We start from the raw sequence: 23,422 nt of genomic DNA, 5'->3' as shown, positions 1-23,422 counted from the left end.
AGTTATGAAAAATTATTTAGAATAAAAACAAAGCAAACTAAATAGATAAGTTAATACTAAAGAGTGATTAATATTATTTAAAAAACTCACTAATATGATAATTAACATTTAATCCTATCACAAAAACTAATTAGGCAAGCTCAAGCAAGTTTTCTAAGAAAAAGGTAAAAAATATGCATAACCAACACCTAAAAATTGTTTCTCTACTTCCCAGCGCTACGGAGATTGTGGCAGCACTGGGATTAACCGAGGCAATTGTTGGACGCAGTCACGAATGTGACTATCCTACAGAAATTCAAAATCGACCAGTGTGTACCAAAGCACGTTTGGACTCAAAAAAACCTAGTGGTAAAATTCACGAAGACGTTACAAATATCGTGCAATCTGCTCTGAGCATTTATCAAATAAATATGGACGTGTTGCAACAATTGCAACCAACTCACATAATAACTCAAGACCAATGCGACGTATGTGCTGTTAGCCTAGCAGAAGTAGAAAAAGCTGTGGCAAATTTAACAGCCAATCACCCGAAAGTTATTTCTTTGCAACCAAATATAATTACCGATCTTTGGGCTGATATTGAGCGAGTAGCAGATGAATTAGGAGTTGAATCTCGGCGATTGGTAGAAGACTTGGAAGCCCGCGTAAATATTTGCACTCAAAAAACGCAACAACTTTCAATAATGGAGCGTCCCACGGTTGCTTGTATTGAGTGGATAGATCCGCTAATGATTGCGGCTAACTGGGTTCCTGAATTAGTAACGTTTGCTGGAGGACAATGTTTATTTAGTGTTGCTGGTAAAAATGCACCCCAGGTAACGTGGGAAACTTTGGTCGCAACAAATCCAGATGTATTTATATTTATGCCTTGTGGGTTTGATTTAGAGCGGACTAGAGCAGAAGCGATGCTATTAAAAAATCGCCCCGAATGGCAAAATCTTCATGCGGTACAAAGTGGGAGAGTGTACGTTACTGATGGTAATGCTTACTTTAACCGTCCTGGGCCAAGATTAGTAGATTCGGTGGAAATTTTGGCAGAAATTTTACACCCAGAAATTTTTGAATATGGTTATAAAAGTTCAGGATGGGATGTAATGTAGCGACAGGGGACTACTTTGGCAGAGGAGAACCAAGCAGCGTGAGATTGAGTGCATAGCCGCCCGTGACTAAGTAAACAACTTCAGAAACTGAGCCTGTGCGCCTGACTAAATTACCTAGGCGATCGCGAAATATTCTGCCGCTAGGATAAGCTGGGACTACACCCCAACCTGTTTCTTCAGCGACAATAATTATTTCTTGCGGACATTGCTGCAAAGTGATAAGTAGCTTTTGCACAATTTTCTCCCATTGAACAGCGTCTTTTTCTAACAAAGAAGCTACCCACGTACCCATAGAATCAATTAATAGGCAGCTAGAAGCGGGGGAACGGGCGATCGCATCGATTAGTTGCAATCCTTCGGCTTCCCACGTTAACCAATGTTCCGGGCGACGGTGACGGTGTTTGCTAAGGCGCTCTACCCATTCGCGATCGCACGGATCAACTAAAGCTGTGGCGATATAGATAACACAATTGCTGGAGTTAAGAGCTAAAGATTCCGCCCATTCACTTTTTCCCGATCGCGCAGGCCCTGTAACTAGAACAATGCCCATAGAATTGCTATTGCCAGTTCAAAATCTACCAATATTTTTGAATTATGCGCTGATTTTAGCTAAAATTAGCACCAACTCCGCACAGTAGAATAACTAAAACGCAGACATTCAGCCAAGACCTTAACATGAATAGCTGCTCAATTGTCAGCTTTAGCGATCGCTAGATTAAATTATGAAAGCAGATTTAAACAAAATTAAGGCAGCTTTGCAACAATTGGAACAAAATCCCAACATTTCTAAAAGTCCCACCTTAACCACCTCAAATCAAGATACCACTGCAAGCCCTTTAGAGCCGACTTGCGAAGCTGCACCAGATATTTCAAAGCCAATTCCACCTCTACAACCCAATCGTAAAGCTCCCACTTTGCCTACATTTAATTCTAGTAGCGAAGAAAAGGCTGTAGAAAAAGTACCTAGTTTAGAGATATCTTTGCCGCCTACATTAATGCAGGAGTTGCAGCAAGTTGTTCAGCAAATTGAAAATCTTTATCGCGAAGGGCCAATTGTTGATGGTTGGCTAGAGTCCTACCCGTGTGACTCGACACCAAGTAACGATGAGTACCCAATTAATGACGCTGCAACTTCTTTAGAGTATGTAAAAGCGGCGGGTAGCTTGGAAAAAGACAAAGTAATTTGTGAAGCTCCCCGCTCTTGCTATCGTTTAAATGGTGTAAGTAAGGGTCAACAGTGGTCTTATCCTTGTCCTATTGAACAGTTGCCTAGTGTCAGTGTTGCGATCGCCCGTTACGAAAAGCTACTGCAACTAATCGGTCGCAAACAAGCCTTAGAAACCCACCTTAAATAACTATAAATATCTATTCGTTCATATTGCGATAAGTGGCGACGGCGGAAGGAGAAATTCTGTTTAAATATCGGAAGATCCAATACTTAAATATAGTGTCCAAAATTACCGGAAAGGTAGCAATAAATAAAAAGATAAAACCATGATTTTCTGGTAGCCCTAAATGATGAGAAACCCCGGATAAAATTACTTCCCAGCCGTGAGGTGAATGGAAACCAACAAACATATCCGTAAATAAAATAATAATAAATGCTTTAGCACTATCGCTTAAGCCATATACTACTTGATCGATAAAATCTTTAAGAATTGCAATCTCGCGTTTACTGGCAATAATTAGCCAAGTAAAAGCTCCTAAAGCACACAAATCTGCAAACACATTTTCTATGGCATCGGTGCTTTCGTGGCGGTACATTTGGGCAATCTCACCTACTTTTGTTTTGATTTTTTCTTCTAAAACTAGCGGCGAAACTTCGGCTGTACCAGTTAATAGTTGTTCAAATTTGAGCTTTTCCTCAAACTTGTGCATTTCTTCTAAAGCTCTTTCTTCCATCTCATAATTAATAAATATCTCCGACTGGGAGCTATTTCTTATCTGTGCAACTATAGGACTCACAATTATATGTTTTGATAATTGGAAGGTTAAGAAAGGAACTATTACTAATAGTAAAACTAATCTTATAGATACAAAAGTTCTTTTTTGTGAATAGCGAAATTTTTGGACAACTTCATCTTCAGATTTTGGATCTAATTCAACTTTTAGGCGGTTGAGAGTGCTTAAGATAGAGCGGGGCAAAACACTCATTTCTTCCGCCTTGCTTTCTGGGGGCTTATTTAACTTAACAAATGGTAATTTTTGGGCAATTTTGTTAGGGCTGACTCGTTCGATTCTCGTAAGCTGAGGAGGGACATTTATAGGTTGTTTAACCTCATCTTCTAAATATTTTCCTACTATTTGGTCAATAAATTTTAGCTTTTCCAACACATCGTTAGCATAGTTTTTAGATGGGATGTCAAAAGTATTATTGACTGCAACCACACCATTGTTTTTTGCTAATTTTAGGGTTTTTTGGCTAAAATTACTAAACCACGAACGGCTAACATTAAATTCTGTTAGACTCATGCGAACAGTTTTTAAAAACTCGTTAAGTTCAGAGTGGAGATAGTTCATTACACTGCTGCCATACAAGTCGTGTTGAGCGGGGATTGGCTCGCCGTCAAAATACTCGTCTTCTATAGCTTTAATCAAGCAAGCAGCTTCATAAGCTCTGTTAAGACTGCGCTCGGTAGTCTGTAAGTAACGTTGATAAGCAGCGTGCAAGTAGGTAGATATATGGGAAAGCAAACTAGACTTTTTCATCGCAGAAAATTATCCAGCCTTATTTGGGCAATTTTTAGGATTACATTAATGTACGAGGGATCTTAGCAAATCTACGAGGTAAGAATTGGTACGATTAGATTCTGTTTGGGTAGCAGGTTCGAGTAATACAGGTAAAACTACGCGCTTAGTGGAGCAATTCTGTCTATGGATGGAGGCGGATGGCGAAAAATCTCATCAAGGTTCTAACCGCAGACAGAAGCCAAAAGAGCTAAAAATTCCTTCAAAGTTAAACCCGCAACAAACATCCACCGTATTAGTTTTTGCGGCAAATAACGACAATCGACAGGATTTAGTAGAGCGTATTGTCGCCGCTACTGGAGGTAAGTATCCTATTCGCGCCAAGACACCATTGGGATTTTTTCAAGATGAGGTAATTTTATATTGGCCCTTGCTAATTGGGTTGTTGAATCTTAAAGCGCAATTTCCCGTAAGGCTGCGCCCAGAAACCGAGCAAGAATTAGCAACTAGACTATGGAAATTATCAGCAGAAATTATCAGCGCGGCGGGAGTAAACGAGTATCGATTGGTGCGGCGGATTCTGGACTTACTGCAATTAGCAGCTTATAGCGGTACGCCAACGGAAGAAATTGGTACAGTTTTAGCCCAAGGTTTAGAAGATGAAGATGTAAAAATAGACTATGTTCAATTCTTGCTAAATTGGCGTAGTTGGTGCTGGGAAAGGGGTTTATTAACCTACGGCATAATTACAGAATTGTATTACCAACACTTATTGCCCGATCCAAATTACCAACAGCACTTATTACGGCGCTATCGCTATGTATTAGCCGATGATGTTGATGATTATCCAGGAGTTGCGCGGCATTTATTTGACTTTTTGCTAGATCGAGGAGTTGTAGGCGCTTTTAGCTATAATCCTGACGGGGCAATTAGGTTAGGTTTAGGTTCAGATCCAGAGTATTTGGTGGGTTTAGCTTCGCGTTGCAAAAAAATAGAAACCTTAACCACAACACCAGTGAAGACTCTAACAGAAGTTGCAGCAATGATGACGCAATCAGTTAGCCAACCACTAACGCTTGTTAGCGTACCTAGTACAGTACAAACCATTGCGACTACTTCCCGCGCCGAATTGCTTAGAGAAACGGGAGAAAAAGTCGCTCTTGCCTTAGAATCGGGAGCAGTACAGCCGCAAGAAATAGCAATAATTGCTCCTGGATTGGATGCGATCGCCCGTTATAGTTTAGTTGAAATTCTGCGCAAAAAAGGCATTGCGGTAGCACCCACTAACGATCAGCGTCCTTTAAACAGTTACCCAGCAATTCGCGGCTTATTAACCTTACTAACCTTAATCTATCCAGGTTTAGGGCGATTGGTAGATAGAGATGCGATCGCCGAAATGTTAGTTGTTCTTAGTCCCGATTTAACCATTCAAAACACCTACAAAATAGACCCTGTAAGGGCTGGGTTAATTGCCGATGCCTGTTTTGAACCCCACCCCGATCGCCCTAACTTGCTGCCTCATTCAGCCTACGATCGCTGGGATAGATTGGGCTACACTGCAACTAATGCCTACGAGCAGCTATTGGAGTGGATAGAAAAACAACGCTCTCAGTACGAACTGCGGCTTTTGCCTAGTCCAATTTCTTTATTAGATAGAGCAATTCAAGACTTTTTATGGCTGGGTAGCAATCTTCCTTACGATCTGGTAGCAGCGCTTAGAGAACTATTAGAGACGGCGCAACACTATTGGGAAGTTGACATGAGGTTGAGGCAAATTGACGCGGGGGACGCGCCGGCAAATGCCACCATAGCTCAATTTATTAGCTTGCTCCGGCGGGGAACTATTACCGCCAATCCTTACCCCGTGCGTCCGATTGGTGCAGCAAGTCGCGCAATTACTTTAGCAACTATCTTTCAATATCGTTCTAGTCGTCAGTGTCATCGTTGGCAATTTTGGTTAGATGCGGGTTCGCCTTTATGGTTGAGTGGTGGAGCGGCGACTTTATTTGGTGCTAATTTATTTTTACAACATCGGTTTGCCCGTCCTTGGACAGCAGAGGAAGCAAAACAGGCTGACGATGAGCGTTTGCAAAGAATTATCCGCGATTTATTAGGGCGCGTGGAGGAGCGAGTTTACTTGTGTCACAGCGAATTAGCTGTAAACGGACAAGAGCAATTAGGGCCGTTATTAAACTTGGTTAATGCGTCCCTTCCCATTGTTTCTGAAGCGTTAACCAATCCTGAATCTCTTGAGCTAACCAAATAAGTTCAGAATTGCTCAATGTCCCACCAAAGGAATATTGAGCAATTCTAAGTTGAGAATCAGCTAAATTTATGTGGACTTTGTCATCTACTTCAGGTACAAAAGAAACTTTTTGAATATGTGATACAAGTATTGTTTGGCTAGGTAAATTTATTCAAATATTTTTCTTTCTATTTCCAGAATACTATTTTCAATATTAATCTTTAGTTCCATCGAACTATCTATCCACTTGTCGATCTGACCTGTTATGGTAAAAAACAAAAATATCATCACTAAAACAAAAGCAAATGATGGATTAAATCTGATAATAATGGTTGCAACAATAAAACTGTAAAATATTTTTTTATCAAAATTATGAACAGTTACAAGGGGTTTAATTGTGGTTGATAGTCTGTTAGGAGACTTTGTTAATTTAATACGATTAATTTGAGAAAAGTTGTCTACCAATCTAAATTTGTTAGTTAATAATATTTTTTTAATTTCATTATTATAGTTATGCAAAGCATCTAGTGTTTTGTTAACATCAGTAAATCTTCTTTCTAAACTTGGCTCTGTCAATTGTTCAATTCAAGATACGAAACTGGCGCTAATACTTACTTTGTCACTAAAGTGAATCCGTAAATCTTTTTGTGGTAAATCCGCCGGAGCAATACCTGTTAATAAATGAATTAAAGTTGCTCCCAATGCGTATAAATCTGAAGCGGTAACCGCTCTACCGCCAAACTGTTCAATTGCTGTATAGCCATAAGTTCCAACTACTGTAAACGTTCCTCCTTCTTTGACAGCGCTATCCTGTACTGCACCAAAATCTACTAAATAAACTTGCTCATCTTCACCCAAAATTAAATTACTAGGCTTAATATCTCTATGCAATACTGGCGGGTTGAGTTGATGTAAGTAACCCAAAATATTTAAGATATTGACGGCTATTTTAGTTACTTGTTTTTCTGTAAATCTGTACTTTTGATTTAGTAGTTATTTTAAGGAAGAGCCAGAAATATAGTCTTCTACTAGCGCAAACCATAAGGCGCGATCCTCTAGGCAAAAGTAATTTCTGTATTTAGGAATATGAGGATGATTTAGTTGTTTGAGTACCTGCGCTTCGCGTTCAAATAATTTGAGGTTTTCCCATTGAATTTGTCCGCCAAAAGCTAATAGTTTAATTACAACTTGGGGATTATCTGGTGATTCTGAATCTAGGGCTAACCAAGTTTGACGAGCAGGATTATCACCTAACTTTTGTTTGAGTTGATAGCGATTTTGTAATACTGTTTCTGCTTCTAGCATCTGCCAATTCCCTTTGATAAAAGAGTTAAATAACCCAAATATATTATTTGTTTATTAAATTCCTGCAAACTATATTATGTTTCCTTAAGTTGGAATCAACATAAATTAGAAAGTATCAAAATTTCACCCAAATAGATTAATTTACTAGAATATATTTTGCTGGCAATATTTGCCACAATTCCTAAAAGTCTCTAACTTAATTTGAAAGTAATAATAGAGCTTTGTATAAAATAGCACATTTAATTTAATTTAAAAACCAATCTCTATTACAAAGGCGCTAAGTCCTGATGAAAAAACTTTTGCTACTGCTGGAAGCGATCGCACAATCAAGATTTGTAATTTGCACAATGGTGAATTACTCCGCACTTTAAAGAGACACTCTGACTCGGTACGGTTTGTAGTTTTTAGTCAAGATGGCAAGCAAATTGCCAGTAGTAGTTGGGACAAAATATTTAAAGTTTGGCAGATACAAACGGGCAAAATAATTCATACTCTCCAAGGACATAAAGGCAGAGTAGTAGCGGTTGCTTTTACCTTAGACAAAAAATTGCTAGTGCGGGAGTAAATGTATCAATATTTGGTCTTTAGAAACAGGTTTATTGTTACACAAACTTTCTAGTCATACTGATTGGGTGCTGTCAATTGCTAGCAGTCGATCAGGAGATACTTTAGTTAATAGCAGTAAAGATAAGACAATTAAAATTTGGCAGCGATCGCTTGTTATGGTTCTCCGCAACTTGGGCATACTATTTGAGGCACAAGTAGCTAAAAAAGAGAGAATTGTGAATAATAGCGATCGCTTATCTGAACTGTTTACAGCAATTGGGCGCTCTGATGTTGAGCAAGTGAAGCAACGGCTAACCTCAGAAATTTCCCTCGAACAAAAAAACTCTGACGGGCAAACCCCCCTAACTTTAGCCTCTAGTATCGGTAACTCAGAGATTATTCACCTATTGATTGCCGCCGGAAGTAAAGTCAATCCTGACAAAGAACCATTGGTTTTTAATCCCCAAATTAACAGTAGTCGATTACCTAGTGGAAATAATCTGGGCGAACTTATTGCCCAAGCAACGGAAGATGCGCCGGAAGAAGCCAAAAACTTTTATAGCGGCTTGATATCAGTAGTGGATGCTTTTTCTAACACTAAACCAGAGGAAGCAGTATTAGATGAAGACGAAGACGAGGAGGAAGATGAAGACTATGAGGAAGACTCCGCAAGCACCCCACTCGGAGCGGCAGTTTTAGCAGGCGATGTTAACACGGTTAAAGCTTTACTTCAAGCGGGTGCAAGTCCAAATCCGTCCGTTTGGCACGAAACACCAGTATTAGTTATGGCGGCTCGTAAAGGTAACGTAGAAATTGTTAGACAACTAATTGCCGTCGGAGCAAATGTTAATAGAGGATTTGACGAGTTACCATTGCATACGGCGGCGGAAAAGGGACATTTAGAAGTTGTCCGCCTACTGCTGGATGCGGGTGCTGAAGTTGAAGGACACGAAGAAGACAAACAAACTGCTCTAATAGATGCTTGCAATGAGGGACACTTGGAAATTGTAAAACTTCTTATAGAACGAGGAGCAAATGCAAGTGCTTGGAGTCAGGGTGACACGCCGTTAATGCGTGCTGCACAAGCGGGTCATCGTGAAGTTTATGAGTTTCTTTATCCTCTAGTTAATAATAAAATTCGTGCCATTGGCGATCACGATGGGGAACAAGAAATAGCAAACGCAATTAGAACAAGAGCTAGGGAACAGAACAAGTCAGTTGAAAAACTTGTTGATGCTGCTCTATACGGGAAGTTGAGACAAGTGCAAGAATTAATTGCCGGGGGTGTAGATGTCAATGCCATTAGTGCTTGCGGTCGCACAGCGCTTTCGGTGGCGATTCAGGGGGGATACATACCAGTAATCGAGGCTTTATTAGATGCGGGAGCAGATCCCAATTTACCAGATGAAACAGACGACGGCTTACCTGATACATCTCCGCTAATGCAAGCTGCTAGTACGTTCTTTGCTACCAATCGGGCGGCGATGATTCATCTGTTGCTTCAAAGAGGAGCAGATGCAGACAAATAAGATGCTAAAGGTAGAACTGCTTTAACGTATGCGGTAAGATGCTCAAGTGTTGATGTTATCCAAGCACTAATCGAAGGCGGTGCAAACCTAAATTTAGCTCATTGGGACGGAAATACTGCATTAAAGCAATCCTCTGGAATATGCTGAACTGGGCAAACACTCAGAGCATGAACCAAATAAACCCTTTGACGAAGTTATTGCTCTTTTAAAGCAAGCTGGAGCTACTTCACGTTATTAGTTTTTAAGAGGCTACAGGTTTATTTCTGCTTGCCTCGTTTCTACTTTTTAAATCTACTCTACCTGAGCAGATTGGACTTTAGCTTTAGCTTTGTTGGCGCTGCGTTTCAATGCTTGCAAGCGGCGCTCGTACTTAGTGCGTTGGCTTTTACTAGAAGTTTGATCGATGAGAGTTTTTAAGGCACTACCAAGGCTTTTGTAGGCATTGGGGAGAGTATAACCAAAACGAGTAGCAAGTGCGATCGCTTTTTCATCCGCATCGGTCATTACTTTTAGCTGCTTTTCGCCGTTATTCTTCACGTACAAACGATAACCGGAGACTCCGCACAAGCTAAGTGCCAGGATTAGCAATAATATGTCTTGTACCCATAATTCGCCCACTGCACCGCCTAAACCAATGGCTAACGCTGCCATTTCCCAGCCGTCTTTGGGGATAGTGTCGTTCTGAACACGAGATATTTCGTGCCAAAATAATAAATTGCGCTGATCCATTGCCAAAGCATCCCATTTTACCAAGTCAATCTGAATTTCTACTTGGTCGCTACCAACTTCTTCAGAACGGATTAGCGGAGGATTTACTTCTGTTGTACCTTCAACGCTCACCCAACTTTGCAATTCTGGCGGCATAATTGTCTTCAATCGCCTAAGTTCGCTCATTTCAGCCTTGGCTGACGAGGTAGCATAAGATGTCATAGACCCGTTTCTCTGAAAATTTCAAATAAGCTTACATATCTTATTTTGGAGTATATCGTGCTGTTCGTTTTATGGTAAAGGGCAAAAGTTAGATCATCAGTGAAAAAATATATAAGGCGGAGCAGCTTCGCGCGATAATAAACTATTAGAATCGTTACCCTTTGGGTGATAATCTGAACAATGGCAATTTTAATTTTTCAACGCCGAAACAGCTAAATTAATAAATAGACGAAAGCATGGTTACTACAGCAGAAAAGGCAAACATCGGCTACATTACCCAAATCATCGGACCCGTTGTGGATGTAAAATTTCCTAACGGTCAAATGCCACAGATTTATAATGCCTTAACTATTAAAGGCAAAAACGAAGCTGGACAAGAGGTTTCTGTTACCTGCGAAGTACAGCAACTTCTAGGCGATACCCAAGTCCGAGCGGTTTCTATGAGTACCACCGATGGCTTAGTTCGCGGGATGGAAGTAAAAGACACCGGAGCAGCTATTACTGTACCAGTGGGTGCGGCTACTCTAGGCAGAATTTTCAACGTTTTGGGCGAACCCGTAGATAATATGGGCCCAGTTAATAATGAAGCTACTTTTCCTATTCACCGCCCAGCACCAAAGTTTACAGATTTAGAAACCAAGCCTTCAGTTTTTGAAACCGGAATTAAGGTACTAGATTTACTAGCGCCCTATCGTCGCGGTGGCAAAATTGGTCTATTTGGCGGTGCGGGTGTTGGTAAAACTGTCATTATGATGGAATTAATCAACAACATCGCTATCAATCATGGTGGCGTGTCGGTATTTGCTGGTGTGGGCGAACGCACCCGCGAAGGAAATGACCTCTACAACGAAATGAAAGAGTCTGGGGTTATTAATGAGAAAAATATCGGCGAGTCAAAAATTGCCCTAGTTTACGGTCAAATGAACGAGCCACCCGGAGCAAGAATGCGGGTTGGTTTGACTGGTCTAACAATGGCTGAATACTTCCGCGATGTAAATAAGCAAGACGTATTGCTATTTATTGATAACATCTTCCGGTTTGTACAAGCAGGTTCAGAAGTATCGGCGCTACTCGGTCGTATGCCTTCGGCAGTAGGATACCAGCCAACTTTGGCTAAAGATATGGGTGACTTGCAAGAGCGGATTACTTCTACTAAAGAAGGTTCGATTACTTCAATTCAAGCGGTATACGTTCCCGCCGACGACTTCACAGACCCCGCTCCGGCTACGACCTTTGCTCACTTAGACGGCACAACGGCACTTTCTCGCGGTTTGGCTTCTAAAGGGATCTACCCCGCCGTAGATCCTCTAGATTCTACGTCTAATATGTTGCAAGCTAGTGTAGTAGGCGAGAGGCACTACAACTTGGCGCGGAAAGTGCAATCAACTTTACAGCGTTACAAGGAATTGCAAGACATTATTGCAATTTTGGGCTTAGATGAATTGTCGGAAGACGATCGCCTAATTGTCGGTAGAGCGCGTCGCATTGAGCGTTTCTTATCGCAGCCGTTCTTTGTAGCTGAAGTATTTACAGGTTCTCCCGGCAAGTACGTGAAGCTAGAAGACACGATTAAAGGTTTTGAGATGATTTTATCCGGTCAATTAGATGACCTGCCAGAGCAAGCTTTTTACATGGTCGGCGGTATCGACGAAGCGATCGCTAAAGCTGAAAAACTTAAAGGCTAAAGGTAACAGCTAAGAGAGAAATATTCTTTCTTAGCTCCCTTTTTTTGTCTCCCTTACAACAACCTATTTTTTATGACATTAACTGTTCGTGTAGTTGCTCCAGATAAGACCGTCTGGGACGCTACGGCTGAAGAAGTAATTTTGCCTAGTACCACTGGTCAATTGGGTATTTTGAGCGGACACGCGCCGCTATTAACTGCCTTAGATACAGCAGTAATGCGGGTTCGTCCTAACTCTAATCGTGAATGGATTGCGATCGCTTTAATGGGTGGTTTTGCCGAAGTTGAAAATAATGAAGTCACAATTCTCGTCAACGGGGCAGAACGCGGCGATACTATTAATTTAGAAACTGCCCGGACTGCTTATACTCAAGCTGAGGCTAAGTTGAATCAATCAACCAATGCTAATCGCCAAGAGCAAATTCAAGCAAATCAAGCTTATAAACGCGCCCGCGCTCGGTTTCAAGCGGCGGGTGGCATGGTTTAAAATTAGTTTGTCTAAGTAAAAACCTCTAACTATCTATTGTTAGAGGTTTTTTTATTAAATAAGTAAAACTTGGCAATGCTAGTCGCCATAAAAATCCTTTGTTGCCTAAGTAAAAAGAACAAACTACACGTTAATTTTTAAACTGCTTAAAGTTTGATTTGCAATTTTTGGCGATTAGAGGCACGATTGTAGAGTACACCTGTACTGTAAATTAATTATGAGTCTTAACGTTGTACATCTGGTGGGGCGCGTCGGCAAAGATCCAGATGTTAAATATTTAACGAGTGGTAAAGTAGTTTGTAAATTGACGCTGGCAGTCAATCGTCAATCGCGCAATAGCGACGAACCCGACTGGTTTACCTTAGAAATGTGGGATAAAACGGCGGAAGTCGCGGCTAACTATGTCCGTAAAGGTAAGCAAATTGGGGTAAAAGGTTCTTTAAAGTTTGACACTTGGAGCGATCGCACTACAGGAACAAATCGTTCTTCACCAGTCATTTTAGTAGAAAGACTAGAACTATTAGGTTCTAAACGCGAAGATGAGGGTAACTCGTTTAGCGGTAGTAGCAGCGCAATGTAAACAAAAGGCAGAAAATCAAAGTTTTCTGCCTTCTGAATTAATAACTAATTTGCAATGTAACGGCAGCTTCTACCTTTTGTTCGCCGCCGATGACCGGAGTAGAAACCTTAGCAGTGGCAAGACGGTCGGCACCTTCGTACTGCACTAGAGGTTGGGGTTGAGGGGGAGAAGCATTATTAATTTGAATGCTGACAATCTCTTTAGCCGTAAAACTTAGCGCACCTAAAACAGAATTAGCTTGCTGTTGGGCGTTTTGAGTAGCTTTTCTCAATGCTGCTTGTTCGGCAGCTAAAATGGCGCTATCGGTAGCAGTAAAACTAATGCCATCAATTTTAGTCGCCCCCGCTTGGACGGATTCATCTAATAAATTACCAATACTTTCGGTAGGAATCCGAAAACTTACAGTATTAGTTGCCGTATAACCCGTCAATTTTTGCGTATTGTTGTTGTAACTGTAAACGGGATTAAGGCTAATACCCGCAGTTTCTAACTTCTCAACTTGTTGCCGAGATTTGAGTAAAGTTACTACCGCGTTAGAACGTTTAGCTGCTTCCTGTTGAGCCGCCGCCGCAGTTTTTCCCTGGACTTCTACGCCCAAACGTACCTCTGACAAGGTCGTGGGAATTGATTCAGTGCCGCGACCGTTAACGGTTAAAGTTCGCATTAACATATTTTGTACTTGTCCTCGGTCTTGAGCAAAAGAGCTATAGGTGGTTACGCTGAGTAGACCAAAAGCTAAAAATATTAATACAACACCTTGGCGTAAATTTTTGCTGATGCTTTGTTTTTTTACGGACGAGTTATTTATCAACTTAAGTTTCATGGATTGTTAGTTTACCAAAATATTCTCAATCATTCCAAATATTGTCTCTAATCCGCGCGATCGCTCGTAGCACCAATTAATCTTGATGATACGGCTTACTTGCAATCTTCTTGTACAGTAAAAAAGATGATTTTTAGATAGCTAATGGAAATAGAAGCAATTACTGGGTTTGACTTGCCACTATTAACGCTTGTTCCCACTTGGAGCAAGACGATTGTACTTACCACCACCACAGAAACTGAAAGTAGTCCCCTTATTCTTGCAGGAGTATTGCTAAGTTTAGTTGCCGTTTACCTTGCTAGCAAAATTGGCGGAGAAATATCTAATCGCTTTGGCTTGCCACCAGTCCTCGGAGAATTAGTCGGCGGCGTGGTCATCGGTGTTTCGGCTTTAGATATTTTGGTGTTCCCTGAAGGCGGCGGCGATAGTTCTAGTTCGCTGATTATGACCTTACTACAAACTACCGCAGGCTTAGAGCCAAGCGCAGTAGCCGCCACTTTTAAGGGGCAAAGTGAGGTGATTTCAGTTTTGGCAGAGTTAGGAGTAATTATCCTCCTATTTGAAATTGGCTTGGAATCAAACTTAAAGGAACTATTAGCGGTTGGTTATCAAGCGGTAGTAGTAGCCTTTGTGGGTGTAATTGTGCCGTTTGCGGCAGGAACTATCGGTTTAATGACTTTATTTCACGTTGCAGCTATACCAGCGATTTTTGCGGGCGCGGCTTTGACGGCTACAAGTATTGGTATTACCTCTAAAGTTTTATCAGAATTAGGCAAGCTGACTTCAACGGAAGGGCAAATTATTTTAGGAGCGGCGGTAATTGACGATGTGCTAGGGATTATTGTTTTAGCTGTGGTGGCTAGTTTGGCAAAAACTGGGGAAGTTGATGTTAGCAATGTCATTTATTTGATTATTAGTGCTACTAGCTTCTTGCTTGGGGCAATTTTGCTAGGAAAAGTATTTAATAAGTCCTTTGTGGCTATTTCCGAGCGTCTCAAAACTCGCGGTAGATTAACTATACCTGCCTTTATCTTTGCTTTTTTGTTGTCTTACTTAGCCGCAGCAATTCATTTAGAAGCAATTTTAGGCGCTTTTGCGGCGGGTTTAGTCCTTGATGAAACCGATGAACGCGAAGAACTCGAACATCAAGTACGTCCGATTGCTGACTTATTTGTGCCAATTTTCTTTGTTAGTGTCGGCGCTAAAACTGATTTAAGCGTACTTAATCCCTTTGAACCCAGTAACCGCGAGGGTTTAATTATTGCTAGTTTTTTAATGGCGATCGCTATAGTTGGTAAATTAGTTACGGGATTAGCCGTATTTGGTAAACCGCAAATTAATCGTTTAGCGATCGGTGTAGGTATGATTCCTAGAGGTGAAGTAGGGCTAGTATTTGCTGGGGTAGGTTCAGCTAGTGGCGCTCTTTCTAAACCTTTAGAAGCCGCAATTATTGTTATGGTAATTTTGACCACTTTTTTAGCACCGCCTTTGTTGCGAGTGGTTTTTCCTTCCAATCCCTTAGATGAGGAAATTTCTAGCTTAAAAACACCTCCCGATCCTGCCACCAAAACTTTTGGGACAAAAATCGAGTAGATTGATAGTATTTTCAGGAAACAAGCACTGGTTGATTTGCGTCCGCTTAAAAAAGTCGAGAGCTTGAATTGCTCACAATAGAGGCTGATAGGATTTATTTGATACGCGATCGCTCACGTTAGTGTACATTGACCCATTTATAAAGTCCCTATGGTAGCTGTGCCGATATTTACTACTGATACTCAGCTATACTCAATCATCGGCATCTAATCCAAAATTGCAACAAATGGTGATGTAAAAACATAGCCAATACTCAAGGTGTTACAGGGCGTAAATGGCTAGAACGAATGAGAATTAGGAGAAAACAACTGTGAGATTTCACTGGCTACTACCCAGTATTTTAAGTGTCTTTGTATTATCCTCTAGCGCAGAGGCAGCAAAGCTACGTTCTTGGCGTTTTGATACTAACCAAAATCGGTTGCACTTCAAAACCGATGGAGGAGTTCAACCTAAAGCCAAGCTAATTTTTAATCCCACCCGCTTAGTAATCGATTTGCCAGGAACAACCTTACAACGTTCTACGGACAAACAAGAATACCGAGGGGCAGTTCGCAGCGTTCGAGTCGGTCAATTTGACGAAAATACAACTCGAATTGCTATAGAACTAAGTCCAGGATACAAATTAGATCCAAATCAAGTCAAAGTTCGCGGCTCATCTCCTAGCCAGTGGACAGTCCAATTGCCCACACCGCAAAAAATAGCTGCTTCTTCGTTACCCAATCCCCGCCCATTAGCATTGCCGCCATCGGTTAGACAAAATACTTCCAACTCTAGAAAAATATTTACAGTTGTTACCACTGACCCGCAATCAAATAAAAATTCCTCTAGCAGGAGGACGGCGATTAATTCTACGGCTATTGTTCAAATTCATAACATTCAAGTAACTGCCGATGGTCTATTTGTCCGTACTCGTGGCGGTGGCACTCCTACAATTAATGTTAGCCGCAGCCGCGATCGCTCCCAAATTGATTTCGACTTGAAAGGGGCGGCTTTGTCTCCCCTAGCGGCTACCAATACCAAAATAAATCGGTTTGGGATTGGCAATATTAAGCTCTCTCAAGTCCAATCTTCTCCTCCAGTCGTCCGAATGACGATGCAGGTAAATCAATCTGCCCCCGATTGGCAAGCGGCGGTTAGTCGGTTTGGCGGTGTAACAGTGCTGCCCGTGGGTGGTATTAGTGCCGTTAGAAATAGTCCGGTTGTGGTGGCAACCACTAATTCCTCAGCCCAGCCAGCGCCGGGATTAACAACTATTGAATCGGTAGAATTTAATGGCGATGGCAGCCAACTATTAATTAAAACCAATCAAAGCCTGACCTATACCAGTGGCTGGGATCGTTCTTCGGGACTATATCGCATTACTCTTGCCGATACTCAATTGGCGCGGGAGGTAAAAGGACCCAACTTAACTACCAATAGTCCTTTGCTAAGAGTGCGCTTGCAGCAACCTACGCCTCGGACGGTATTAATTTCGGTATTGCCAGCCGCAGGAGTGCGCGTCGGAGAGCTAAATCAACCTTCTCCAGAGTTATTAGCATTGCAATTGCAACGCTCTACTGGGGCATTATTTCCCCCCTCAACGCCAACCCAATCGGAAGTAATTTCTATTCCGACTACGCCCCCGCCAAATACACCCCCGCGCTCTACTCCTCCTCGCCGTGTGGGGCAAAAACGGATAGTTGTAGTTATCGATCCAGGTCATGGAGGTAAAGATCCTGGGGCAATTGGTCTAAGAGGTTTGCAAGAAAAAAATGTAATTTTGCCTATATCAAAGAAAATAGCGGCAATTTTGGAGCAGCAAGGCATCCAAGTAGTAATGACACGAGATAGCGACTACTTTGTCGGTTTGGGTCCACGACCAGTCATTGCCGACCGGGCAAATGCTACGGTATTTGTCAGCATTCATGCTAACTCTATGCCTGCTAATCGCACGGATATCAATGGTTTGGAAACTTATTACTACGATAGCGGTCAGCGTTTGGCGCGGACAATTCATAATAGTATTCTTAAAAGTATCAATGTACGCGATCGCGGTGTCCGCAAAGCCAGATTCTATGTTTTGCGCAAAAGCTCCATGCCATCGGTGTTAGTAGAGGTTGGGTTTGTAACGGGTGTAGTGGATTCTCCCCGCTTGGGAACAACGGCTTATCAAAATCAAATGGCAGAAGCGATCGCTCGTGGCATACTTCAGTATGTTCAGCAAAACCCGTAATTACAGCTTAGTTAATTTTTTAGCCTGTGTCTCAACTTTCTCCTGCTTCTAGCATTTTGACCGCAACTCCTGGCGGCGCGCAATCTGCTTGTATCGGTATCTTTGACAGTGGCGTTGGCGGTTTAACGGTACTAAATCAAGTCGCGCGTCAGTTGCCCAATGAATCTATTGTTTATTTTGGCGATACGGCGCGAGTGCCTTATGGTACGCGCTCCAGCGATGAAATTTTACAATTTGTGCGGGAAATTATCAGTTGGATGTTACAACAGCAAGCCAAAATGGTGATTATGGCGTGTAACACCAGTTCTGCTTTAGTATTAAGGGCTGTGCAAACAGAGTTTCCGATTCCAATTGTTGGCACGATTTTACCTGGTTCAATGGCAGCAGCAAAACTCGGTCGCCGAATTGGGGTAATTGCTACTCCCGCTACTGTTGCTAGTAATGCCTATAAGCAAGCAATTCTAGCTATCGATCCTACCGTCCAAGTTTGGCAAGTTGCTTGTCCTGAATTTGTGCCTTTAATTGAACAAAACCGCGTTTTCGATCCTTATACTGCACAAATTGCTCAACAGTATTTAGCCCCATTATTAACGCAAAAAATTGATACTCTAGTTTACGGCTGTACTCATTACCCTCATTTAGAGCCTGTCCTGCGCTTGCTATTACCTCCCACGGTTAAGTTACTCGATCCAGCTATTCAGGTTGTAGCGACAGCAACGCAACAACTCGATTTATTAGGCTTGACAAATACTAATATGCCAACACTTCCCACTCGTTTTTATGTTAGTGGTTGTCCCCAAAATTTTGCTCAATCTGCTCAGTTATTATTGGGTTTTATGCCTATTGTGGAAAATATATCTTTAACTTAATTAAAAGCAGCGATTTTAGAGTAAAAGTAAGTTCTAAATTTCTGTTTGCCCTCTATTACTACCTTCTGACTTTCTTACTTGTTGTAGCAAGCTTAATAATAAACAGATACTTAGTAAATATCCTGTTGCCAAAAAAGGAATTAGTATTAGTGTATTCCCCTAATTCATATAGTCCCAAACAAGCAAAAATAGGTAGCACTTTAAACGCAAGCGTTAAAAAATAGTACCAGTGCAAAAAAGTCTTAATATTTTCAACTAAACTGATTTTAGTCACAAGTAGAAATCTTAAGTAAACTGTACTTAATCACCGTACAATTTAACTTTTGGTTGGGTTATTTCAGCTTAAATTTAAAACGTAAACAACTGTGATTTGGCAAGTATAAAAACTTAGTAATTCGAGCAAATGATAGACGTAAATGTTTAAATTTTTCTCATTTAGCCTAGTATAAAAAATTATAACTTTTTAGGGAATTTGTTTGTCAAAAGGCAGAAATATTATGAGTTTTATATAGCAATCCTAAATCAGTTGTAAATAGCTTTGAGGGTTTCGCCCCCTAGCCCCCAGAATTGGGGGAACAAGACTCTTAGCCACCTCCAATTGGGGGTTGGGGGCTATACATATTTCATAACTCAAAAAGGATCACTATAGCCCTCTTTTGTCAGACTCCGAAAACTTTAATCATTTCTGAATTACCAAATCTTTGCCTAGAGAGCGTTATGTCAATTTTTTAATAATAAAATTAAAAGCTCTAGCTCAAAAGCTGAAACTACCTCTCTGTAAGGGTTTATTTGGAAACTGACAGAAGAGGGATAGCTAAAAGTATTACCAAGGCGATCGCTCTTTTAAACCCAAAGCCTGTTTTACCTAAAAAGCGCAAATTAAGCCAATTTTCCTTGATCCTTGGGCAAGACTATGCCTTAACTAAAAATTGGTACTAAATCTAACGTCTCGTTGCCGAAGGTTAGCTTAAAATAAGTATAGAATTATGTAAATTTTCGTAACTAAACTCAGAGTCGGCTCATCTATGACCTCAGCAACTTCTCTTTTTTCTCCAGTGGAAGCAGACCTGCGTTTGCTATCAGAGAATTTAATTAAGTTAGTCGGTACTCATCACCCAGTTTTTTTTGAAGCCGCGCAACACTTATTTGCTGCTGGAGGCAAGCGGGTACGCCCAGCAATTGTATTATTGGTATCGCGGGCAACCATGCTAGACGACGAAATTACCGAGCGTCACCGCCGATTAGCTGAGATTACAGAGATGATTCATACAGCAAGCTTAGTCCACGATGATGTTGTAGATGAATCGGAGATGCGGCGCGGCGTACCGACCATTAATAGCTTGTTTGGCAATGGTGTAGCTTTGTTAGCGGGAGACTTTTTGTTTGCTCAATCGTCTTGGTATTTGGCGAATTTGGACAACTTAGAAGTAGTAAAACTACTATCGGAAGTCATTATGAATTTTGCCACCGGGGAAATTCAGCAAGGAATGTCGCAGTTTGACTGTGGAGTAACTATTGAAGCTTATTTAGAAAAAAGTTATTACAAAACCGCGTCTTTAATTGCCAATAGTTCTAAAGCGGCGGGTTTACTGAGCGATGTATCAAGAGAAACCGCCGAGCATTTGTACGGTTATGGTCGTCATTGGGGGCTGGCGTTTCAAATAGTTGATGATATTTTGGATTTTACAGGCTCAACTAGCACCTTGGGTAAACCTGCTTTAGCCGATATTAGCAGTGGTAATTTGACCGCCCCCACTTTGTACGCTTTAGAAGAAAAGCCTTATTTAGAAGAATTAATTGAGCGTCAGTTTTCTAAACCGGGAGACTTAGAAAATGCGATCGCCTTAATTAGTGATAGTAATGGGATAGAAAGAGCGCGGACTTTAGCCGCCCATCACGCCCATTTGGCAGTAGAACATTTAACCGATTTACCTGCATCCCAGTCAAAGCAAGCCTTAATCGATATGGCGGACTATGTTTTAAGTCGGATGTACTAATCTCAGGGTATTACCAATTTAGGCAATATCGGGGGGTATTTGGTTAAAACTTGGTTTAATTTGGACTTGAATTAATTTTTGGATATCTTGACGCTTAACTTCATAACCTGTACTTGCTTCCCCTGGAGTTTCTAAAAAGATAATACTATCAACAGTTTCTAAAGCGACTAGCTGAAACAAAATATGCGTGACGGGGATGGGTGCAGCAATTAATTCGGCGCTATTGGGGGCGAAACTATCTTGGAGAGTAGGAAAGGCGTAGATTACCCGCTTTTCAAGTGTGCGATTAGTAATAGTTGTTACTAACCACTCAGAGTTTAAGCTTTGAATAATATAGTATTGCTCGTGACGTAACTTTGCGGCTAACTGCTTTAATCCTGGGGCAATTTCTTTAATTAGGCGCGGCATAGTGCCATCATTGGGGGCATCATCTATTAGTAATTGAATTTGTTGGTCTAAGTTCATAACCTGTCAATGGTGTAAAAGCGGTGTTAGTGGCAAATCATTAATTGTATGCCATCATCAAAGCGCACAGCTAAGTCCTAAAAAATGCGATCGCTTGTTAATAGGAAATTTCCACCACTTACCGCCAAACCTATAGAGGTAGAGGAATCAATATTATTGCGGGTATTAGTCCAAGCCTTGGTAATAGTCGGAATTGTCGCCGTTGATATTGCTGGGGGAACTCAAAGTAGTTTATGGGCTATACCTCTAAGTATTGTGGGGGCAACCTGGAGTTGGTATCGTCGTCGAAGTCGCAATATTGGACTAAAGTTTTGTATAGCGATCGCCATGTTAGTAGCAATGGCGGTATTTTTTGGCAAACTTTTGGGTCAACTCAACGATACACGGTTAGTTTTAGCAGAATTTTTAATTCAAATTCAAGTATTTCATAGCTTTGATGTCCCCCGCCGCAAGGACTTGGGTTACTCTGTGGTGATTGGACTAATTTTATTAGGTGTAGCGGGTACAGTTAGTCAAACCTTAGCTTTTGCGCCAATTTTAGGATTATTTTTAGCGATCGCTTTACCGACTTTAGTTTTAGATTACCGTTCGCGGTTGGGAATAAAAGAGGAAAGACAAAAAATTAAGCCTGTAGCACTAACTAATATTAAAAGTAGTGGCAAGTTATTTTTAGTTATTCTCAGCTTGGGACTATTAATATTTGCTTTTTTACCCAGATTTCCCGGCTATCAGTTGCGATCGTTTCCTGTTAGTCAAACTATTAATTTTAAAGGGCAATTTGACGGTCGCAATATTGTCAATCCTGGCTACGTGAAGCAGGGAAAAGAAAGCGGGGGGACGGGGACTGGAGGAACGCAGAAGTCAGGAGGAAAAGCAGATTCTACTTTTTATTATGGCTTCAATAGTACGATTGACCAGAATTTGCGCGGAGAACTAAAATCCAAAATAGTAATGCGGGTGCGAAGTCAAGCGGAAGGGTTTTGGCGAGTGCTGGCTTTTGACAAATATACGGGGAAAGGTTGGGAAATTTCCCGTAACGATCAAGTACAAAAGATTTTACGCTCTAATTGGTCTTACCAATTATCTATACCTTTACCTCGAATCCTTGGCAAAACTCAAGAAGTGGTGCAGACTTACACCGTAGTCTCACAATTGCCGAATTTAATCCCAGCAATGGCTTATCCCAAACAGGTTTACTTTCCGACGACGGAAATTGCTGTGGATTTAGAAGGGGGTTTGCGAAGTCCTGTCGGGTTGGGGGAAGATATGAGTTATACGGTCATTTCTGAAGTACCTTACCGTGATCGCGCTGCTTTACAACTTGCTGGCGACAAGTATCCGCGAAATATTCAAGATTATTATCTGCAAATTCCCCCAGAAATTAAGGTTAAAGTGCGCGATCGCACGGAAGAAATTTTAAGTAAATATAATCAAGAAAGAGTAGCTAAATCAAACAAGCCTTTAACGTCTGCTTACGAAAAAACTCTTTATCTAGCCCAGTATCTCAAGCAACGCTACACCATTCCCAATAATCCTTTTGGTTTGCCTTTATTAGCTAAAGATGAGGACTTAGTAGAAGCATTTTTATTTAAAAATCTTGGTGGCTATCCCGATCAGTTTTCGACAACTTTAACGATGATGTTGCGATCGATTGGTATTCCATCCCGGCTGGTAGTAGGCTTTAGTCCGGGACAATTCAACCCGTTTACAGGATTGTATGTAGTTCACAATACCGACGCTTACGCAATGAGCGAGGTTTATTTCCCTGGTTATGGTTGGTTTACTTTCGATCCAATTCCCGGTCATCCTTTGATTCCCCCATCTGTTGAAGAGTCGCAGACTTTTGGGGTTTTACGCAAATTTTGGCAGTGGATAGCGGGATGGTTGCCTTCTCCTGTTACCGGATTGCTAAATAATGTATTTTTATGGTTGGGAAATGCGATCGCCTGGTTTATTGGATTATTTGCTCAAGGTTGGCTAGGGACGTTAACGGGGTTAATTATTGCTACAGGATTAGGTTTTATTGGTTGGCTGATGTTTGGACAGCTAAAAAAGTGGCTTAACCATCGTAAGTTGGCTAAATTGCCACCAATGGAAAGACTTTATCAACAAATGCTGGCTTGGACGGCTAATAAAGGAGACTTTAAGCACTCATCGCAAACACCGTTAGAATACGCTCAAAGCTCTTATCAGCGTCATGCTTCTAGTACAGCGCAAGTAATTGAGGAGATTTGTCAAGCTTACAGTGGTTGGCGTTATGGTAGTCAAGCGCCGAATTTGGCTTACTTATTGCAGAGATGGCAAACTGTTAAAGCCAAAGAATTTCGAGGTAAACGTAAGTAGGGGCGCAAAGCATTGCGCTCCCTACA

Annotated in this window: 20 protein-coding genes and 3 pseudogenes; 15 read left to right on the top strand and 8 right to left on the bottom strand. The window is 41.3% G+C overall.

Annotation, left to right across the window (positions count from 1 at the left end):
- Positions 1 to 173 precede the first annotated feature (173 nt).
- The gene (locus tag SYN7509_RS0210250) at positions 174 to 1,100 is read left to right on the top strand and encodes a cobalamin-binding protein (protein ID WP_009631759.1); all 927 of its coding nucleotides are present in this window, start codon (positions 174 to 176) and stop codon (positions 1,098 to 1,100) included.
- Between the two features lie 10 nt (positions 1,101 to 1,110).
- Here the strand turns inward: SYN7509_RS0210250 and cobU are convergent, their stop codons facing one another.
- Positions 1,111 to 1,650, bottom strand: coding sequence for a bifunctional adenosylcobinamide kinase/adenosylcobinamide-phosphate guanylyltransferase (cobU, locus tag SYN7509_RS0210245; RefSeq protein ID WP_009631760.1), 540 nt, complete (start codon positions 1,648 to 1,650; stop codon positions 1,111 to 1,113).
- 172 nt (positions 1,651 to 1,822) lie between these two features.
- On the opposite strand from cobU, the gene SYN7509_RS27570 reads away from it, so the two are divergent.
- Positions 1,823 to 2,455 carry a hypothetical protein gene (locus SYN7509_RS27570; RefSeq protein WP_009631761.1) on the top strand — a complete coding sequence of 211 codons (633 nt, stop codon included), beginning with the start codon at positions 1,823 to 1,825 and terminating at the stop codon, positions 2,453 to 2,455.
- Positions 2,456 to 2,465: 10 nt separating this feature from the next.
- Here the strand turns inward: SYN7509_RS27570 and SYN7509_RS0210235 are convergent, their stop codons facing one another.
- The gene (locus SYN7509_RS0210235) at positions 2,466 to 3,809 is read right to left on the bottom strand and encodes a proton extrusion protein PcxA (protein WP_009631762.1); all 1,344 of its coding nucleotides are present in this window, start codon (positions 3,807 to 3,809) and stop codon (positions 2,466 to 2,468) included.
- Between the two features lie 85 nt (positions 3,810 to 3,894).
- Here SYN7509_RS0210235 and SYN7509_RS0210230 point away from each other — a divergent pair, with 85 nt between their 5' ends.
- Positions 3,895 to 6,054 (top strand): hypothetical protein, encoded by a 2,160-nt coding sequence (locus SYN7509_RS0210230; protein ID WP_009631763.1) that lies wholly within the window; start codon positions 3,895 to 3,897, stop codon positions 6,052 to 6,054.
- A gap of 147 nt (positions 6,055 to 6,201) precedes the next feature.
- Here the strand turns inward: SYN7509_RS0210230 and SYN7509_RS29645 are convergent, their stop codons facing one another.
- From SYN7509_RS29645 to SYN7509_RS30975, 3 genes and pseudogenes are all read right to left on the bottom strand, one after another.
- Positions 6,202 to 6,609, bottom strand: coding sequence for a hypothetical protein (locus tag SYN7509_RS29645; RefSeq protein ID WP_009631764.1), 408 nt, complete (start codon positions 6,607 to 6,609; stop codon positions 6,202 to 6,204).
- Positions 6,610 to 6,618: 9 nt separating this feature from the next.
- Positions 6,619 to 7,011 (bottom strand): annotated as a pseudogene (locus tag SYN7509_RS30980) (serine/threonine protein kinase); the annotation flags it as partial.
- Between the two features lie 15 nt (positions 7,012 to 7,026).
- Positions 7,027 to 7,338, bottom strand: a complete 312-nt coding sequence (locus SYN7509_RS30975) for a Protein tyrosine kinase (RefSeq protein WP_009631766.1) — start codon at positions 7,336 to 7,338, stop codon at positions 7,027 to 7,029.
- Positions 7,339 to 7,597: 259 nt separating this feature from the next.
- Here SYN7509_RS30975 and SYN7509_RS31705 point away from each other — a divergent pair.
- From SYN7509_RS31705 to SYN7509_RS31700, 4 genes and pseudogenes are all read left to right on the top strand, one after another.
- Positions 7,598 to 7,672 (top strand): annotated as a pseudogene (locus SYN7509_RS31705) (hypothetical protein); the annotation flags it as partial.
- 6 nt (positions 7,673 to 7,678) lie between these two features.
- Entirely contained in the window at positions 7,679 to 7,903 is a 225-nt protein-coding gene (locus tag SYN7509_RS0210210) for a WD40 repeat domain-containing protein (protein ID WP_028954232.1), read from the top strand.
- Positions 7,904 to 7,937: 34 nt separating this feature from the next.
- A complete protein-coding gene (locus SYN7509_RS25580; protein WP_028954231.1) occupies positions 7,938 to 9,413 on the top strand; it encodes an ankyrin repeat domain-containing protein in 1,476 nt (491 codons plus the stop codon).
- 18 nt (positions 9,414 to 9,431) lie between these two features.
- Positions 9,432 to 9,560, top strand: a pseudogene (locus tag SYN7509_RS31700) (hypothetical protein); the annotation flags it as partial.
- Positions 9,561 to 9,704: 144 nt separating this feature from the next.
- On the opposite strand, the gene SYN7509_RS0210200 reads toward SYN7509_RS31700, so the two are convergent.
- Entirely contained in the window at positions 9,705 to 10,343 is a 639-nt protein-coding gene (locus SYN7509_RS0210200; RefSeq protein ID WP_009631768.1) for a DUF3318 domain-containing protein, read from the bottom strand.
- Positions 10,344 to 10,579: 236 nt separating this feature from the next.
- Between SYN7509_RS0210200 and atpD the strand changes: the two genes are divergently transcribed.
- The 3 genes from atpD to SYN7509_RS0210185 all read left to right on the top strand — a co-directional run bounded on the left by atpD (position 10,580) and on the right by SYN7509_RS0210185 (position 13,094).
- Complete coding sequence (gene atpD / locus SYN7509_RS0210195) at positions 10,580 to 12,028, top strand: F0F1 ATP synthase subunit beta (protein WP_009631769.1); 1,449 nt, start codon at positions 10,580 to 10,582, stop codon at positions 12,026 to 12,028.
- Positions 12,029 to 12,100: 72 nt separating this feature from the next.
- Complete coding sequence (gene atpC, locus SYN7509_RS0210190) at positions 12,101 to 12,514, top strand: ATP synthase F1 subunit epsilon (protein WP_009631770.1); 414 nt, start codon at positions 12,101 to 12,103, stop codon at positions 12,512 to 12,514.
- Positions 12,515 to 12,731: 217 nt separating this feature from the next.
- The gene (locus tag SYN7509_RS0210185; protein WP_009631771.1) at positions 12,732 to 13,094 is read left to right on the top strand and encodes a single-stranded DNA-binding protein; all 363 of its coding nucleotides are present in this window, start codon (positions 12,732 to 12,734) and stop codon (positions 13,092 to 13,094) included.
- Between the two features lie 37 nt (positions 13,095 to 13,131).
- Here the strand turns inward: SYN7509_RS0210185 and SYN7509_RS0210180 are convergent, their stop codons facing one another.
- A complete protein-coding gene (locus SYN7509_RS0210180; protein WP_009631772.1) occupies positions 13,132 to 13,917 on the bottom strand; it encodes an SIMPL domain-containing protein in 786 nt (261 codons plus the stop codon).
- Between the two features lie 144 nt (positions 13,918 to 14,061).
- Between SYN7509_RS0210180 and SYN7509_RS0210175 the strand changes: the two genes are divergently transcribed.
- The 4 genes from SYN7509_RS0210175 to sds all read left to right on the top strand — a co-directional run bounded on the left by SYN7509_RS0210175 (position 14,062) and on the right by sds (position 20,588).
- Positions 14,062 to 15,510 (top strand): cation:proton antiporter, encoded by a 1,449-nt coding sequence (locus tag SYN7509_RS0210175; protein ID WP_009631773.1) that lies wholly within the window; start codon positions 14,062 to 14,064, stop codon positions 15,508 to 15,510.
- A gap of 310 nt (positions 15,511 to 15,820) precedes the next feature.
- Positions 15,821 to 17,722 carry an N-acetylmuramoyl-L-alanine amidase gene (locus SYN7509_RS0210170; RefSeq protein ID WP_009631774.1) on the top strand — a complete coding sequence of 634 codons (1,902 nt, stop codon included), beginning with the start codon at positions 15,821 to 15,823 and terminating at the stop codon, positions 17,720 to 17,722.
- A 26-nt stretch (positions 17,723 to 17,748) separates the two neighbouring features.
- Positions 17,749 to 18,591: a glutamate racemase gene (gene murI / locus SYN7509_RS0210165; RefSeq protein WP_009631775.1), complete on the top strand. Its 843-nt coding sequence runs from the start codon at positions 17,749 to 17,751 to the stop codon at positions 18,589 to 18,591.
- Positions 18,592 to 19,616: 1,025 nt separating this feature from the next.
- A complete protein-coding gene (gene sds / locus SYN7509_RS0210155) occupies positions 19,617 to 20,588 on the top strand; it encodes a solanesyl diphosphate synthase (protein ID WP_009631776.1) in 972 nt (323 codons plus the stop codon).
- 18 nt (positions 20,589 to 20,606) lie between these two features.
- On the opposite strand, the gene SYN7509_RS0210150 is transcribed toward sds, so the two are convergent.
- Entirely contained in the window at positions 20,607 to 21,053 is a 447-nt protein-coding gene (locus SYN7509_RS0210150; RefSeq protein ID WP_009631777.1) for a hypothetical protein, read from the bottom strand.
- Between the two features lie 84 nt (positions 21,054 to 21,137).
- On the opposite strand from SYN7509_RS0210150, the gene SYN7509_RS0210145 reads away from it, so the two are divergent.
- A complete protein-coding gene (locus SYN7509_RS0210145; protein ID WP_009631778.1) occupies positions 21,138 to 23,396 on the top strand; it encodes a transglutaminase TgpA family protein in 2,259 nt (752 codons plus the stop codon).
- Positions 23,397 to 23,422 lie beyond the last annotated feature (26 nt).

Origin of the sequence: Synechocystis sp. PCC 7509 (genome assembly GCF_000332075.2) — a bacterium.
Taxonomy (GTDB): domain Bacteria; phylum Cyanobacteriota; class Cyanobacteriia; order Cyanobacteriales; family Chroococcidiopsidaceae; genus Aliterella.
Note: the sequence above shows the minus strand (reverse complement) of the source record. Positions and strands in the feature narration are given on the sequence as shown.

Excerpts from the sequence above, each read along its gene's own strand:
- SYN7509_RS0210250 (WP_009631759.1), top strand. The coding sequence starts at position 174 with ATGCATAACCAACACCTAAAAATTGTTTCTCTACTTCCCAGCGCTACG.
- cobU (WP_009631760.1), bottom strand. The coding sequence starts at position 1,650 with ATGGGCATTGTTCTAGTTACAGGGCCTGCGCGATCGGGAAAAAGTGAA.
- SYN7509_RS27570 (WP_009631761.1), top strand. The coding sequence starts at position 1,823 with ATGAAAGCAGATTTAAACAAAATTAAGGCAGCTTTGCAACAATTGGAA.
- SYN7509_RS0210235 (WP_009631762.1), bottom strand. The coding sequence starts at position 3,809 with ATGAAAAAGTCTAGTTTGCTTTCCCATATATCTACCTACTTGCACGCT.
- SYN7509_RS30975 (WP_009631766.1), bottom strand. The coding sequence starts at position 7,338 with ATGCTAGAAGCAGAAACAGTATTACAAAATCGCTATCAACTCAAACAA.
- SYN7509_RS0210200 (WP_009631768.1), bottom strand. The coding sequence starts at position 10,343 with ATGACATCTTATGCTACCTCGTCAGCCAAGGCTGAAATGAGCGAACTT.
- atpD (WP_009631769.1), top strand. The coding sequence starts at position 10,580 with ATGGTTACTACAGCAGAAAAGGCAAACATCGGCTACATTACCCAAATC.
- atpC (WP_009631770.1), top strand. The coding sequence starts at position 12,101 with ATGACATTAACTGTTCGTGTAGTTGCTCCAGATAAGACCGTCTGGGAC.
- SYN7509_RS0210185 (WP_009631771.1), top strand. The coding sequence starts at position 12,732 with ATGAGTCTTAACGTTGTACATCTGGTGGGGCGCGTCGGCAAAGATCCA.
- SYN7509_RS0210180 (WP_009631772.1), bottom strand. The coding sequence starts at position 13,917 with ATGAAACTTAAGTTGATAAATAACTCGTCCGTAAAAAAACAAAGCATC.
- SYN7509_RS0210175 (WP_009631773.1), top strand. The coding sequence starts at position 14,062 with ATGGAAATAGAAGCAATTACTGGGTTTGACTTGCCACTATTAACGCTT.
- sds (WP_009631776.1), top strand. The coding sequence starts at position 19,617 with ATGACCTCAGCAACTTCTCTTTTTTCTCCAGTGGAAGCAGACCTGCGT.
- SYN7509_RS0210150 (WP_009631777.1), bottom strand. The coding sequence starts at position 21,053 with ATGAACTTAGACCAACAAATTCAATTACTAATAGATGATGCCCCCAAT.
- SYN7509_RS0210145 (WP_009631778.1), top strand. The coding sequence starts at position 21,138 with ATGCGATCGCTTGTTAATAGGAAATTTCCACCACTTACCGCCAAACCT.